The 14,185-nt window shown below is 71.6% G+C and carries 15 protein-coding genes and 1 tRNA gene; 5 read left to right on the top strand and 11 right to left on the bottom strand.

Features of this window, described 5'->3' with window-relative positions; all coding sequences use genetic code 11:
* Window positions 1-36 precede the first annotated feature (36 nt).
* Window positions 37-1,641 carry a RecQ family ATP-dependent DNA helicase gene (locus QE370_RS08930; protein WP_309634143.1) on the bottom strand — a complete coding sequence of 535 codons (1,605 nt, stop codon included), beginning with the start codon at window positions 1,639-1,641 and terminating at the stop codon, window positions 37-39.
* Window positions 1,642-1,706: 65 nt separating this feature from the next.
* Window positions 1,707-2,072 (bottom strand): MerR family transcriptional regulator, encoded by a 366-nt coding sequence (locus QE370_RS08925; protein WP_253026034.1) that lies wholly within the window; start codon window positions 2,070-2,072, stop codon window positions 1,707-1,709.
* A 55-nt stretch (window positions 2,073-2,127) separates the two neighbouring features.
* Between QE370_RS08925 and QE370_RS08920 the strand changes: the two genes are divergently transcribed.
* A complete protein-coding gene (locus QE370_RS08920) occupies window positions 2,128-2,994 on the top strand; it encodes an alpha/beta hydrolase (protein ID WP_309634142.1) in 867 nt (288 codons plus the stop codon).
* 90 nt (window positions 2,995-3,084) lie between these two features.
* On the opposite strand, the gene QE370_RS08915 is transcribed toward QE370_RS08920, so the two are convergent.
* A tRNA-Tyr gene (locus QE370_RS08915) sits at window positions 3,085-3,166 on the bottom strand.
* A 126-nt stretch (window positions 3,167-3,292) separates the two neighbouring features.
* Between QE370_RS08915 and QE370_RS08910 the strand changes: the two genes are divergently transcribed.
* The 3 genes from QE370_RS08910 to QE370_RS08900 all read left to right on the top strand — a co-directional run bounded on the left by QE370_RS08910 (window position 3,293) and on the right by QE370_RS08900 (window position 4,739).
* Window positions 3,293-3,667, top strand: a complete 375-nt coding sequence (locus QE370_RS08910; protein ID WP_253026030.1) for a helix-turn-helix transcriptional regulator — start codon at window positions 3,293-3,295, stop codon at window positions 3,665-3,667.
* 1 nt (window position 3,668) lies between these two features.
* Window positions 3,669-4,154, top strand: coding sequence for an SRPBCC domain-containing protein (locus QE370_RS08905; RefSeq protein ID WP_309634141.1), 486 nt, complete (start codon window positions 3,669-3,671; stop codon window positions 4,152-4,154).
* 93 nt (window positions 4,155-4,247) lie between these two features.
* The gene (locus tag QE370_RS08900; RefSeq protein WP_253026026.1) at window positions 4,248-4,739 is read left to right on the top strand and encodes a YajQ family cyclic di-GMP-binding protein; all 492 of its coding nucleotides are present in this window, start codon (window positions 4,248-4,250) and stop codon (window positions 4,737-4,739) included.
* Between the two features lie 19 nt (window positions 4,740-4,758).
* On the opposite strand, the gene QE370_RS08895 is transcribed toward QE370_RS08900, so the two are convergent.
* The 4 genes from QE370_RS08895 to QE370_RS08880 form a co-directional block, all read right to left on the bottom strand.
* Window positions 4,759-5,127: a hypothetical protein gene (locus tag QE370_RS08895; protein WP_309634140.1), complete on the bottom strand. Its 369-nt coding sequence runs from the start codon at window positions 5,125-5,127 to the stop codon at window positions 4,759-4,761.
* Window positions 5,128-5,252: 125 nt separating this feature from the next.
* Window positions 5,253-5,612 carry a hypothetical protein gene (locus QE370_RS08890; protein WP_253026024.1) on the bottom strand — a complete coding sequence of 120 codons (360 nt, stop codon included), beginning with the start codon at window positions 5,610-5,612 and terminating at the stop codon, window positions 5,253-5,255.
* Between the two features lie 81 nt (window positions 5,613-5,693).
* Window positions 5,694-6,422, bottom strand: coding sequence for a TIGR02206 family membrane protein (locus tag QE370_RS08885; RefSeq protein WP_309634139.1), 729 nt, complete (start codon window positions 6,420-6,422; stop codon window positions 5,694-5,696).
* 18 nt (window positions 6,423-6,440) lie between these two features.
* Window positions 6,441-7,025 (bottom strand): class I SAM-dependent methyltransferase, encoded by a 585-nt coding sequence (locus QE370_RS08880; RefSeq protein ID WP_309634138.1) that lies wholly within the window; start codon window positions 7,023-7,025, stop codon window positions 6,441-6,443.
* A 124-nt stretch (window positions 7,026-7,149) separates the two neighbouring features.
* Between QE370_RS08880 and rarD the strand changes: the two genes are divergently transcribed.
* Window positions 7,150-8,061: an EamA family transporter RarD gene (gene rarD / locus QE370_RS08875; protein ID WP_309634137.1), complete on the top strand. Its 912-nt coding sequence runs from the start codon at window positions 7,150-7,152 to the stop codon at window positions 8,059-8,061.
* 24 nt (window positions 8,062-8,085) lie between these two features.
* Here rarD and QE370_RS08870 read toward each other — a convergent pair whose 3' ends face one another.
* The 4 genes from QE370_RS08870 to nuoL are packed head-to-tail and all read right to left on the bottom strand — an operon-like array spanning window position 8,086 to window position 14,180.
* On the bottom strand, window positions 8,086-9,072 hold the full coding sequence (locus tag QE370_RS08870; RefSeq protein WP_309634136.1) for a polyprenyl synthetase family protein: 987 nt from the start codon (window positions 9,070-9,072) through the stop codon (window positions 8,086-8,088).
* A 25-nt stretch (window positions 9,073-9,097) separates the two neighbouring features.
* On the bottom strand, window positions 9,098-10,708 hold the full coding sequence (gene nuoN / locus QE370_RS08865; RefSeq protein WP_309634135.1) for an NADH-quinone oxidoreductase subunit NuoN: 1,611 nt from the start codon (window positions 10,706-10,708) through the stop codon (window positions 9,098-9,100).
* Window positions 10,708-12,288, bottom strand: coding sequence for an NADH-quinone oxidoreductase subunit M (locus QE370_RS08860; RefSeq protein WP_309634134.1), 1,581 nt, complete (start codon window positions 12,286-12,288; stop codon window positions 10,708-10,710). The genes nuoN and QE370_RS08860 overlap by 1 nt, the downstream gene beginning before the upstream one ends.
* Window positions 12,285-14,180 (bottom strand): NADH-quinone oxidoreductase subunit L, encoded by a 1,896-nt coding sequence (gene nuoL, locus QE370_RS08855; RefSeq protein WP_309634133.1) that lies wholly within the window; start codon window positions 14,178-14,180, stop codon window positions 12,285-12,287. Before nuoL ends, QE370_RS08860 begins: the two co-directional genes overlap by 4 nt.
* Window positions 14,181-14,185 lie beyond the last annotated feature (5 nt).

Below are 14,185 nucleotides of genomic sequence, written 5' to 3'. Positions count from 1 at the left end.
GGAACGGACGATGACGTTCCGAAACGCGGGGACTGTCTACGCTGGCTCTGCCTCCGGCTCGTCGAGGAGGTGGAACTTCTCGACGAAGTCACGCGAGAGGGTCTTGTAGCCCTCGTGGTCGAACAGGACCGTGAGGTGCTCGGCGTCGGCGTCGACCACCGCGCCCGGGCCGAACGTCGGGTGCTCCAGGTGGGCGCCATGGGTGCCCACGTCCGCCGACTCGACGACGCCCTCCAGGCAGCGGTCGCACACACCGCAGTCGTCGGCCTGCTGGCCGAAGTACCCGGCGACCCACGACCAGCGGCAGCGGCGGGTCTCGGCGTACTCGCGCACCATCTCCACCCGCGACTCCTCCAGGCGGCGCCGTTCCTCCGCGCGCTCGACCAGCTGACTCGCGGTGACAACGTCGAGGGCCTCGTCCAGGTCGAGGAGGTTGAGCACCCGCGCCGCCGTGGCTCGACCGACCCCGGCAGACTCCGCGACGTCACGCGGGTCGGTGCCGACGTCGCGCGCCGCCCGCAGCACCTTCGAGACCGTGCCCCGCTTCGGCACCGCGGCGGCGAAGAAGCGTCCGAGCGCACGGTCCTCCGGCCGGTGCACGAGCGTGGCGACGGCGGGCTCCCCGTCGCGGCCCGCGCGTCCGGCCTCCTGCACGTAGGTGTCGACGGACGCCGGGGCACCGGCGTGCACGACCCATCGGACGTCCGGCTTGTCGATGCCCATGCCGAACGCCGAGGTCGCCACGACCACCTCGACCTCGTCGGCGAAGAAGGCGTCCTGCACCTCCTGACGACGTCTGCGCGACAGGCCCGCGTGGTAGGCCACGGCGTTGCGCCCCTCGGCGACCAGCAGGTCAGCGACCTCCTCCGCCGCGCGGCGCGTCCGGGTGTAGACGAGGGCCACGCCCTCGCCGACGCACTCCAGCACCTGGCGGCGCACCGCGTCGTCGTCGCTCGCCTGGCGCACGCGCAGCTCGAGCGTGGGCCGCACGATCGACGTCGAGACCAGGGTCGGGTCGTGCATGCCGAGCCGCCCGGAGATCGACTCGAGCACGGGCGGCGCGGCCGTGGCGGTCAGCGCCAGGCGAACCGGTCGGCCCGCACCCTCACCGTCGGGGCCGTCCCCGCCCGTCTCGTCGAGCCGCGAGACGAGGTCGCCCAGGCGGAGGTAGTCGGGCCGGAAGTCGTGCCCCCACTCCGACACGCAGTGCGCCTCGTCCACCACGACCAGCCCGGGAGGGCAGGCAGCGAGCGCGTCGGCGACCTCGTCGTTGGCCAGCTGCTCGGGCGAGAGGTAGAGGTAGTCGACGGAGCAGCCCGCGACGTCGTCGAGCAGCGCCTGACGCCTCCGCCCCCGCACCGAACCGTCGAGGCGCTCGGCGCGGATCCCCTCGGCCTGCTCGGCGTGCGCCTGCTGGTCGGCCTGCAGCGCCAGCAGCGGCGACACCACGAGCGTCCAGCCGCCCGCGCACCGTCCGGCGACGAGGTAGACCAGCGACTTGCCCGACCCGGTCGGGGCGAGCACGACCGTGTCACACCCCGAGCACACCGCGTCGATCGCGTCGGCCTGCCAGTCCTCGAGGTGCTCCACGCCGAACTGGCGGGCGATGTCGTCGTGCGTGCAAGGCGTCGTCCCCGTCATGGGTCGACGGTAGGTCGGGTCGGGCGGGCCCGCCCCTCGACGCCGACGTCAGCGACCCGCCGGCGTCAGGCGCGCGGATAGGCCGAGCAGCGCTCGCACCGGCTCATCAGGTCGTGCTCGCAGGTGAGCACGTGGGTGAGGAAGGCCTCGGCCGCGTCGAGCTCGGCCCTCTGGCGCCGCAGGTGCTCGAGGTGCTGCGCGATGACGTCGTCCCGCCCCTGCGCGTCGCGGTGCAGGACCAGCCGGATCTGCCACAGGCGCAGGCCGACGCGCTGGCACGACCGGACGATCTCGAGACGGTGCAGGTGCTCGTCGGTGTAGACGCGGTGCCCGGCAGGCGTGCGGTCGGGCACGACAACGCCCTCGTCCTCCCAGTGCCGCAGGACGTGGGCTGCGACGCCGACCCGCTCGGCGGCTGCTCCGACTCTCACGGGACCATCGTGCCACCTTGACTTCAGGTCGACCTGAAGTCCTAGCGTGCGACGCATGTCCCCTCCCGGCCGTCTTCCTGCACCGCGGTACGTCGACCTCGACGGGGTCCGCATCGCCACCTACGTCCTCGAGCCGTCACGGGGCGAGCCCGTCGGCGACGTCGTCCTGTGCCACGGCACCCCGTGGTCGGCAGCGGTGTGGGCGCCCGTCGCGCACACGCTCGCGGCGACGCACCGCGTGCTGCTGTGGGACATGCCCGGCTACGGCGCCTCGATCCCCACGGGTCCCCCCGGGCAGGACCCGGTGGTCGACCTCGAGGCACAGCGACGTCGGCTCGCGGCGCTCCTGCGGCACTGGGACCTGAGGGCCCCGCACGTCGTCGCCCACGACGTCGGGGGCGCTGTCGCCCTCGGTGCCCACCTGCTCGAGGGGTCGGTGCTCGCGTCGCTGTACCTGCTCGACGTCGTCACGCTCGACCCGTGGGGCTCGCCGTTCTTCCGGCTGGTCGCGACGCACGAGGACGTGTTCGCCGCCCTGCCCGGGACGCTCCACGCGGCACTGGTGCGCGAGTACGTCGCGGGCGCCGTCGCCGGGTCGCTCGACGCGCGACAGGTGGACGAGCTCGTCGCCCCGTGGACCACCCCGCACGGCCAGCGCGCCTTCTACGCGCAGGTCGCGCAGCTGGACCCCGCCCACACGCGGCCGGTCGCCGAGCGGCTCGGCCGGACGCGCTGCCCGGTGCGCGTCGGGTGGGGCGAGCACGACCCGTGGATCCCGCTGGCGCAGGCGACCGAGCTCGCGCACCGGCTCCCGGGCACCGTCGACGTGCTCACGGTCGACGGAGCGGGCCACCTGGTGCCGCTCGAGGCGCCGGACCTCCTCGCCGCCGACCTCAGGCGCTGGCTCGATCAGGTCGGATGACCGCACCGGCGTCGCGGAAGGGCCCGGAGAACCCGACGGCCCCGGCGGGCTCTCGCCCGACGGGGCCGTCGGTTCCAGCGTCTGGCGCTGTGGCAGGTAGAGGATTCGAACCTCTGAAGGCAATGCCGGCTGATTTACAGTCAGCTCCCTTTGGCCGCTCGGGCAACCTGCCAAGGGTGTCGACCACCGAGGTGGGCAACGACGAGAAACCATACCGCAGGCGGCACGCCGCGGCCCAACCGGATCCGTCCTGCCGAGGGGTTGACAACCTACAACCATATGGTTGTAGATTGTGGTCATGAGCAGCGAGCAGGACGAGGACCGGGCCGACGCCCTCTTCCACGCCCTGGCCGACCGGACCCGACGCGACATCCTGCGCCGCGTCCTGGCCGGCGAGCACTCCGTGAGCACCCTCGCCGAGCGCTACCCCATGAGCTTCGCGGCCGTGCAGAAGCACGTCGCGGTGCTCGAGCGCGCCGGTCTCGTCACCAAGCGACGGGTCGGCCGCGAGGCGCTCGCGAGCGGCGACGTCGAGGCCGTCCGGTCCGTCGGCACGCTGCTCGACGAGCTCGAGCACGTGTGGCGCGGACGCGTCGCCCGCATCGACGACCTCCTGCTCAGCCCGCCCGACGACCCCCAGCACGCCACCGCACCCACCCCTGAGGAGACCTGACATGCCCGTCACCGACGTCCAGAAGGACCTGGACCAGCGCACGCTGACCATCACCGCGGAGTTCGCCGCACCCGTCGAGCGGGTGTTCGGCATCTACGCCGACCCGCGCCAGCTCGAGCGGGTGTGGGGACCGCCCTCCTTCCCCGCCACGTTCGTCGACCACGACCTCAGCGAGGGCGGCAGGATCACCTACTACATGACCGGCCCCGAGGGACAGCGCTTCGGCGGCTGGTGGGAGGTGACCGCCGTCGACGCCCCGCACGGCTTCGACTTCCGCGACGGGTTCGCCGACGACGACCTCCAGCCCGTCGAGGGCATGCCGGTCTCGACCAACACCTACCGCTTCGAGCCGATCGACGGCGGCACGCGCGCCGTCGACACGTCGACCTACGCGACGCTCGAGGCACTGCAGCAGGTCATCGACATGGGCGTCGAGGAGGGCAGCCGCCTGGCGATCGACCAGATCGACGTGCTGCTCGCCGCCTGAGCGACGACCGGGCGCGGACGAGCGCCTAGGCTGAGGGGTGGGACCTGCGGGTCCCACCCCTTCGCCGTCCCGACACCCACCAGGAGAGAACCCGTGGCCGACTCCTCGTTCGACATCGTCAGCAAGCTCGATCGCCAGGAGGCCGACAACGCGCTCAACCAGGCGATGAAGGAGATCTCCACGCGCTACGACTTCAAGAACACCGGGGCCCTGCTGGAGTGGAAGGGCGAGGAGGGCATCGAGATCACGGCCAACGCCGACGAGCGGGCCCTCGCCGTCCTCGAGGTGTTCAAGGAGAAGCTCATCAAGCGCGGCATCAGCCTCAAGGCGCTCGAGACCGGCGACCCGCGCCAGAGCGGCAAGGACGTCAAGATCAACGGCAGCTTCAGCCAGGGCATCAGCACCGAGCAGGCCAAGAAGGTCTCCAAGCTGATCCGCGACGAGGGCCCGAAGGGCGTCAAGGTGCAGGTGCAGGGCGACGAGCTGCGCGTCACCAGCAAGAAGCGCGACGACCTGCAGGAGGTCATCGCACTGCTCAAGGGTGCCGATCTCGACTTCCCGCTGCAGTTCGTCAACTACCGCTGACGCCCTGCGGCCGGGCCCGTCAGGTCACGACGTCCCAGAGCCAGCGAAGGGTGACCACCGCGCCGACGGCGAGCAGCACCAGGAGGGTCACGGCGAGCAGGAAGCAGCCGAACGCCCCAAGGTCGTTGTCGTGCGGCTCGAGCATCTCGCTGTCCGGCCACTCGTCCCGCAGGGAGTGGTCGGCGAGGTGGGCGTTGGCATGCTCGAGGTCGCAGAACGTCAGCACCTGCTCGTGTCGGAAGCAGCGCTCCCCCTCGGCGTCCAGGCGCTCGGACCGACCCACCACGATCGTGATCGCCAGGTCTGCCGTGGGGTCGACCTCACGGCCGCAATGGGCGCACCCCACGGCGGCGTCGATCGTCTCGGCGGAGTCGGCGTGCTCGTCCATGCGTCGACCCTAGGGACCCGGCCGACGATCGACCCAACGACTTTCCGTGGTCTCGGCACGACACGACGCCCCCGCCGGACCAGGTCCGACGGGGGCGCTCTGCTGCGCGGGGTGCGACGCGGGTGTCAGCGGTCGACGCGCACGACCGACTTGTCCTCGGCGATCTCGACGGTGACGTCGTCGTCGTTGCCGAGGTCGACCTCGACCTCGTAGGCGTGGTCGCGGTCGTCGCTGTACTCGACGTCGGTGACCCGGCCCTCGCCGACCTCGTCGAGCGCGATCTTCTCCAGCTCGCTGCGCAGGGCGGCGTCGTCGACCGGTCCGTCGAGCGGTGCGGCGGAGGTCGAGGCGTCGGCCGTGGCCGCCGGGGCCGACGTCGCGGCGGGACGGACGTCGTCGTCATCGTCGTCCGAGCCGCAGGCGCTCACGCCGAGCGCGAGGACGAGGGCAGTGGTGGTCGCGGCGAGGGCGCGCAGGGTCGTCATGGAGAGCTCCTTCGTTCGGTGGATGGCCCTCATCGAACCGACGAACCGTGAGAACCGCATGACGAACGGATGAGAGCGTTCTCACGCAGCCGCCCGAGCGGCCACCCTCCCTCGCGTCCACGGCCACACCAGCAGCGCCCAGACAGCGGCGACCACGACGATCTCGACCGCCACGTACCAGGGCCACGCCGGGAGCACGTCGAGCAGCGACGCCCGGTTCGGCTTGCCGTTGAGATAGCCGTAGTTGGTGTCCATCAGCGCGTTGTAGGTCATCACCGACGCCGCCCAGACCAACGTGACCACCACCGTGCGGCGGTAGGTCGCCCACGTCGGCAGCACGCGCAGTCCGACGACGAGGTACACCGCCGCCCACACGATCAGCACGTGCATGGCCCAGAACATGATGAAGCGCGGCTCGGGCCAGTTCGACGACAGGTCGGGCGTGGCCATGCCCTGCGTCGTCAGCGTGAGCCCCCACAAGTAGGTGACGGTGGAGGTCAGGAGCGAGCGCGTCCACAGCGCGTGCACCGCGAACATCCACGCGAGATCGCACAGCTGGAACGGCAGGGACGTGCGCGGGTTCCACTCGTCGGGCAGGAGCTGCAGCACCTGCAGCGGGACGGTGACGGCCACGATGCCGAGCGCCAGCACCCGGCTCGTCGTCGCCTCCGCGGTCGTGCCACGAACCCGACGCCCGAGGAGCACCACCGGGACCAGGCCGATCGCGAACAGCGCGAGGACGACCAGGTGGCTCGTGCCGTACGCCTGGAAGTCGCCCGAGGCCAGCAGCGTGGTGCCGTCGATGTCCACGCGCGCAGCGTAGCCCGGTCAGGTGGCGCGGCGGGCGATCGTGACCGCGAAGTCGGCGCCCTCGCCGAGCGGCCGCAGGTCCCACGTGGAGAAGCGTTGCTCCACCGCGAACCCGGCGGCCGCGAGGTGGTCGTCGAGGTCGGCGAGGCCGTAGTGGCGGTCGAGCCGGAAGCCGAGCACGAGCGCACCGTCGTCGGCCACGTGGCGGGCGAGGTTCGCGACCACCCGCTGCTCCGTGCCGGGCGCGAGGAAGACCATCACGTTGCCCGCCGTGACGACGACGTCGAACGCCGCGCCGAGGTCGACGTCGAGCAGGTCGGCGACCAGCCAGGTCGGGCCAGGACGCCTGGCGCGGGCCTCGGCGACGAGCACCTCGTCGGCGTCGACGCCGGTGACGTCGTGGCCGCGGTGGTGCAGCGCTCCGCCCAGGCGACCGGCCCCGCAGCCGGCGTCGAGCACACGGGAGCCGCGCGGCGCCAGCGCGTCGACGAGACGCGCCTCCCCCTCCAGGTCGGCCCCCTCCGCCGCGAGGTCGCGGAAGCGGTCGCGGTACCACGTGGAGTGGTTCTCGTCGGTGTCGGTGAACCAGCGCGGCGTCGGCATGGGTCCATGGTCGCGCAGGCTCGCCCCCGTCGTCCCACCCCCAGGGGTTCGTCCCACCTCAGCGCTGGGGTGGGGGGTCACCCACCGGGTGGGGCCCAACCCCAAGGGTGACTAGGCTGCGCTGGTGGCGGAGGTGGAGGAGCGGACCGGGAGCGGGCTGCCGTACGGGATCGGGGCGTACCTCTGCTGGGGGCTCTTCCCGCTCTACTGGCCGCTGCTGGAGCCGGCGGGACCGCTGGAGGTGCTCGCGCACCGCATCGTCTGGTCGCTGGCGTTCGTGCTCGTGCTCATCGGCGTCACCCGACGCTGGGGCCGCTTCCGCGACATCGCCCGCGACCGCACGCTCATGCTCTTCCTCGCGCTCGCGTCGGTGACCATCGCCCTGAACTGGGGCGGGTTCATCTGGGGCGTCACGAACGGGCACGTCATCGAGACGTCGCTCGGCTACTTCATCAACCCGCTCGTCACCGTGCTGCTCGGCGTGCTGGTGCTCAAGGAGACGCTGCGGCCCGCGCAGTGGATGGCCGTCGGCATCGGGTTCGTCGCCGTCGTCGTCCTCACCGTCGACTACGGACGACTGCCGTGGATCGCGCTGCTCGTCGCCGGCTCGTTCGCCACCTACGGGTTCCTCAAGAAGCGGGCGTCGCTCGGGGCGTTCGAGGGCCTCGGCATGGAGACGCTGATCCTCGCGCCGTTCGCGCTCGCGTTCCTCGTCGTCCTGCAGCTGCGCAGCGACCTCACGTTCGGGCACGCCGGGGTCGGCAACGCCGCCCTGCTGGCGGGCACCGGCGTCGTCACGGCCATCCCGCTGCTGATGTTCGCCGCCGCCGCCACCCGGCTCTCGCTCACGACGATCGGCCTGCTGCAGTACCTCGGCCCGTTCATCCAGTTCCTGCTCGGGCTGTTCGTGTTCCACGAGGCCATGAGCACGGCGCGCTGGATCGGCTTCGCGCTCGTCTGGGCGGCGCTCGTCATCTTCACGGTCGACGCGATCTCGAGCCGACGCCGAGCACCGCGGCCGGTCGTCACCGCCTGAGCGGGACCCCGGGCGACGCGGCGGTCAGGCGACGCGGTCGGCCAGGCTGTCGCACAGCGCCTCGAGGGCGCGGCGGGCCGGCACGTCGGGCAGGTCGGCCAGCAGGGCGCGGGCCGCGTCGGCCTCGGCCTGCACGTACGCACGCGCCTGCGCCATCGCCGGGTGCACCCGCAGCGCGGCGAGCACCTCCGCGACGACCGTCTCGTCCTCGATCGGGCCGGACAGCCGCTCGCGCAGCTGCGCGTCGGCCGGGTCGTCGCCGCGCAGCGCGAGCAGCGTCGGCAGGGTCGGCACGCCCTCGCGCAGGTCGGTGCCCGGCGTCTTGCCCGAGTCGTCGCTGTCGCTCGCGATGTCGAGCACGTCGTCGCTCAGCTGGAACGCGACCCCGATCCGCTCGCCGAATTCGGTCAGCGCCGCCTCGACGTCGTCGCCCGCACGCGACGCGCGCGCGCCGAAGCGGGCCGACGTGGCGATCAGCGACCCGGTCTTGTCGGCCACCACGTCGAGGTAGTGCTGCAGGGCGTCCTCGCCCTCGGCCGGACCCACGGTCTCGCGGATCTGCCCCCGGACGAGACGCGAGAAGGTCTCGGCCTGGATGCGCACGGCCTCGGTGCCCAGGGTCGACACCAGCTCCGACGCCTGCGCGAACAGGTAGTCGCCCACGAGGATCGCCAGCGAGTTGCCCCAGCGGTCGTTCGCGCTCGGAGCACCTCGACGCAGCGGAGCCTCGTCCATCACGTCGTCGTGGTACAGCGTGGCCAGGTGGGTCAGCTCGACGACGAGCGCCGACGGAACGACGTCGGGGTGGTCGGCGTCGCCCAGCTGCGACGCCAGCACGACGAGCAGCGGACGGAAGCGCTTGCCCCCGGCGTTCACGAGGTGGGCGGCGGCCTCCGCGATGAACGGGTCGGGACTGTCGACGGCCGCGGCGAGCCGTGCCTCGACAGCCTCGACGCCACGGCGCACGCGCTCCTCGAGCTCCGGCTCGTCGAACGAGAATCCCAGCGACACGTCCCGGCTCCTGGTCACAGTCGGCTCAGCGCACGAAGGTTCCCGCGTGCTGAGCGAGGTCGAGCACCGGTCCTGGGAGGATGCCCAGGACCAGCGTGCCCGCAGCGGCTGCTGCGATGACCACCGTAGTCAAGACGCTGGGAAGTGCCACGGTCGGGCCGTCGCCGACGGGGTCGGTGAAGAACATCAGCACGATCACGCGCACGTAGAAGTAGGCCGCCACGGCACTCGTCAGGACGCCCGCGACCACCAGGGCGCCGTAGCCGCCCGACCACGCCGCGCTGAACACGCTCCACTTGCCGATGAAGCCGCCGGTGAGCGGGATCCCCGCGAACGACAGCATGAACAGCGCGAACGACCCGGCCAGGAACGGCGACTCCTTGCCCAGCCCCGCCCAGCGCGACAGGTGGGTGGTCTCACCGCCCGCGTCACGCACGACCGTCACCACCGCGAACGCGCCGATCGACGAGACGCCGTAGACGCCGAGGTAGAACAGCAGCCCGGAGACCGACGTGATCCGCTCGGAGTCGGCCACGTAGGCGCCGGCGAGGCCGACCAGGAGGAACCCGGCGTGCGCGACGGAGGAGTAGGCGAGCATCCGCTTGACGTCGGTCTGCGCGATCGCGACCAGCGAGCCGACCACCATCGTGAGCAGGGCCACGACCCACAGCAACGGCCGCCAGTCCCACGACGCCCCGCCGAACGCGACGAACAGCACGCGCATGAACGCGACGAAGGCCGCCGCCTTGGTGCCTGCGGCCATGAAGGCCGTCACCGGTGTCGGCGCCCCTTGGTAGACGTCGGGCGTCCACTGGTGGAAGGGGACGGCGCCGACCTTGAACAGCATGCCGACGCTGATCAGGCCGATCGCCGCGAGCAGCAGGTGCTCGCCGCCGGTCCGGCTGGTCACCGCCGTGTCGATGTCGGCCAGGCGGAAGCTGCCCGCGTAGCCGTACGCGAGCGCCACGCCGTAGAGGAAGAACACCGAGGAGAACGCGCCGAGCAGGAAGTACTTGAGCGACGCCTCCTGGCTGATGAGCCGCCGACGCCGGGCCAGCCCGCAGAGGAGGTACAGCGGGAGGCTCATGACCTCCAGGCCGACGAACATGGTGACGAGGTCGTTCGCCGAGGCGAACAGCATCATGCCCGCGAGCGCGAACAGCAGCAGCGGGAAGGTCTCGGTGTGCTCCAGGCGCAGCCGCGTCGCCTCCGCCTCGCCGCCCGACCCCGGCGGGTCGACCGCGCGACCCGTGAAGGCGCTGAGCCCGCCGTCGAGCCGACGCTCGGCGAACAGGGCGAGGCTGAGCAGAGCGAACACGAGGAGCAGGCCCCACGTGAGCACGCCGGGCCCGTCGACGGTCACCGCGCCCTCGGCCACGGGGGTGCCGCGGCCGACGACGTCGCCGTCGACGCGGTCGAGCGAGACGTACACGCGGACGGTGTCGAGCAGCGCGGCGAGCAGGCCCAGGCCGGCGAGCACCGCCTGCGCGGTGAACCGGGTGCCCCGCGGCCAGAACGTCTCCACGAGCACGGCGACCATCGCGACACCCGCGACGACGAGCAGCGGGGACAGTAGCGACCACTCGATCGTGGGTGCGGCGATGTCGGGCCGGTCGGCCAGCAGCAACGTCGCCATCAGTGACCACCCTCCGTGTCGGTGAGCTCGCTCATCGGTGCGTAGGAGCCGGAGAACGAGATGCCGTCGAGGTCAGCCGGGGTGCGGGGCGCCGGGTCCCCGACGCCCACGTGGCTCACCACCTCGTCCACGGCCGGGTTCACGAGGTCGAGCAGCGGCTGCGGGAAGAAGCCGAGCCCGACGATCAGCACGACCGCCGGCGCCAGCGCCGCCACCTCGCGGTGGTCGAGGTCACGCAGGTGCTCGACCTCCGGCTGCAGCGGACCGGTCATGGTCCGCTGGTACATGATCAGGATGTACAACGCCGCGAGCACGATGCCGAGCGTGGCCAGCACCGCCGCCGGCACCGAGCGCGTGAACGTGCCCGCCAGCACCATGAACTCGCTCACGAACGGCGCCAGCCCTGGCAGCGACAGGCTCGACAGGCCGGCCAGCAGGAGGATGCCCGACAGCACCGGCGCCACCTTCTGCACGCCGCCGAAGTCGCTGATGCTGGCCGAGCCGCGACGGGCGACCATCATGCCGGTCACGAGGAACAGCGCCGCGGTCGAGAGCCCGTGGTTGAACATGTAGAGCGTCGACCCGGCCGTCGCCGTGTGGGTGAAGGTGAAGATGCCGAGGATGATGAAGCCGAAGTGCGACACCGACGTGAACGCCACCAGCCGGCGGACGTCGTCCTGGCCGATCGCGAGCAGCGCCCCGTAGAGGATGCTGACGACCGCGAGCGTGATGACGACGGGGCTGGCCCACTCCGACGCCCCCGGGAACAGCTCCAGGCACCACCGCAGCATCCCGAACGTGCCGACCTTGTCGATGATGCTGACCATCAGCACCGACGTCGCGGGCGTGGCGGTGCCGGCGGCGTCGGGCAGCCACGTGTGGAACGGGAACAGCGGCGCCTTGATCGCGAACGCCGCCATGAACCCCAGGAACAGGAGCCGCTCCGTGGTCGTGCCGACGTCGAGCCCCGACAGGTCCGACAGCAGGTAGGTCGGGTCGCCGGCACGGGCGGTGACGACGTAGAGGCCGACGATCGAGGCGAGCATGAGCAGGCCACCGACCAGGTTGTAGATGAGGAACTTCACGGCGGCGTAGGTGCGACCCGCGCCGCCGTAGGACCCGATGAGGAAGTAGATCGGGATCAGCGTGGCCTCGAAGAGCACGTAGAACAGGAAGGCGTCGGTGGCGCAGAAGACGCCGATCGCGAGCGCCTCCAGGACGAGCATCCAGGCGAGGTAGGAGTTGACGCTGCGGGCTGCGGGCAGGCGGTCCGCCCACGCGGCCAGCAGGACGATCGGCACGAGCACCGTCGTGAGGAGCACGAGCGTGAGCCCGATGCCGTTGACCCCGAGCGCGTAGTGCACCCCGAGCGGGCCGATCCACTCGTGCTGCTCGGTCAGCTGGTAGCCGCCCGCGGCGACGTCGAAGCGTGCCGTGACGTACAGCGCGAGCGCGAGCGCGACGAGCGACGCCGCCAGCGCGACGACCTTGACCGTCCGGGCGGCGGCGGCCGTGCGCGGCATCAGCGTGACGACCAGCGCACCGACGAGCGGGGTGGCGGCGAGGACGGACAGGATCATGCGAGCGTCACCGCCAGGAGTGCGAGCACCACGACGAGCGAGCCGACGAGGATGCTGAGGGCGTAGCTGCGGACGTAGCCCGTCTGGGGCGTGCGCAGGAACTGGGACGTGTCACCGAGTCGGTCGGCGAGACCGCGGACGAGGCCGTCGACGAGTCGCGCGTCGAGGAAGACCAGCACCCGCGTGAGGTGCCGCGTGGGCCGCACCACGAGCGTGTCGTTGACCGCGTTGCCGTAGAGCTCGTGCCGGCCGGCGCGGGTGAGCACCGAGACGTCGGCGTCGGCGGGCGCGGTCCCGGCGATCGGCGAGCGCGTGTACGTGGACCAGGCGAGCGCGACGCCGACCGCGACCACCGCCGTGACGATGATCGACATGCCCCAGGCGGGCACCGCGAGCTCGTGGTGCTCGGTGTGCCCGACCACCGGCTCGAGCCAGTGCTCGATCCAGCCGCCGAGCACGAGCACGCCACCGAGGACCGACAGGGCCGCGAGCACCACGAGCGGCACCGTCATCACGCGCGGCGACTCGTGAGGGTGCACGTCGTCGAGCCAGCGCTTCGGCGACGTGAACGTCATGACCATGAGACGCGTCATGTAGAACGCCGTCACGCCCGCGCCGAGCAGGGCGGCCAGACCGACCCAGAACGACTCCCCGAACGCCGCCTCGATGATCCTGTCCTTGGAGAAGAAGCCCGAGAAGCCGGGGAAGCCGATGATCGCCAGGTAGCCGAGCCCGAAGGTGGCGAACGTGACCGGCATGGCCCGGCGCAGCGCACCGTAGTGCCGCATGTCGACGTCGCCCTCTCCGTCCGGCCCAGTCATCCCGTGCATGACCGAGCCGGCACCGAGGAACATGTTGGCCTTGAAGAAGCCGTGCGTGACCAGGTGGAAGATCGCGAACGCGTAGCCCGCGGGCCCCAGCCCGGCCGCCAGCATCATGTAGCCGATCTGGCTCATCGTGGACCCGGCGAGCGCCTTCTTGATGTCGTCCTTCGTGCAGCCGATCCACGCACCGGCGAGCAGCGTGACCAGGCCGACCACCACCACCGCCGTCTGCGCGACCGGCGCCGCGTCGAAGATGCCGTTGCTGCGCACCACCAGGTAGACACCGGCGGTGACCATCGTGGCCGCGTGGATGAGCGCCGACACCGGCGTCGGGCCCTCCATCGCGTCGAGGAGCCACGCCTGCAGCGGCACCTGGGCCGACTTGCCGCACGCGCCCAGCAGCAGGAGCAGCCCCAGCGCCGTCGCCACCGACTCGCTCGCCTGCCCCGCGACCGTCGCGTTCACCGCCTGGATCGACGACGTCCCGAGCTGGGCGAACATCAGCATGATCGCCAGCGCCATGCCGACGTCGCCCACCCGGTTCAGCACGAACGCCTTCTTGGCCGCCGCAGCCGCCGACGGCTTGTGCTGCCAGAACCCGATGAGCAGGTACGACGCCAGCCCCACGCCCTCCCAGCCGAGGAAGAGCACCAGGTAGTCGTCGGCCAGCACGAGCGTGAGCATGGCGGCCACGAAGAGGTTCAGGTACGCGAAGAAGCGACGACGACGCTCGTCGTGCGCCATGTAGCCGATCGAGTAGACGTGGATGAGCGTGCCCACCCCGGTGACCAGCAGCACGAACAACGCCGACAACGGGTCGAACCGGTACGCCATGTCGACGTGGAACGGCCCCGACGAGATCCACGTGAACAACGTGCCGGCCACCGACCGGTCGTCCTCGGGACGACCGAGCAGCTGCACGAACGCCACCAGGCCGATCACGAACGAGACCGCCGACGCGACCGTGCCGACCAGGTGGCCGACCCGGTCACCCTCCTTGCCCCACACGAGCAGGCCGAGACCGCTCACGAGCGGCACCACGACGACCAGCCAGACGAGATCGAGCACGCCCG

The organism is Aeromicrobium sp. SORGH_AS_0981, from assembly GCF_031453195.1.
Taxonomy (GTDB): Bacteria; Actinomycetota; Actinomycetes; order Propionibacteriales; family Nocardioidaceae; genus Aeromicrobium.
Note: the sequence above shows the minus strand (reverse complement) of the source record. Positions and strands in the feature narration are given on the sequence as shown.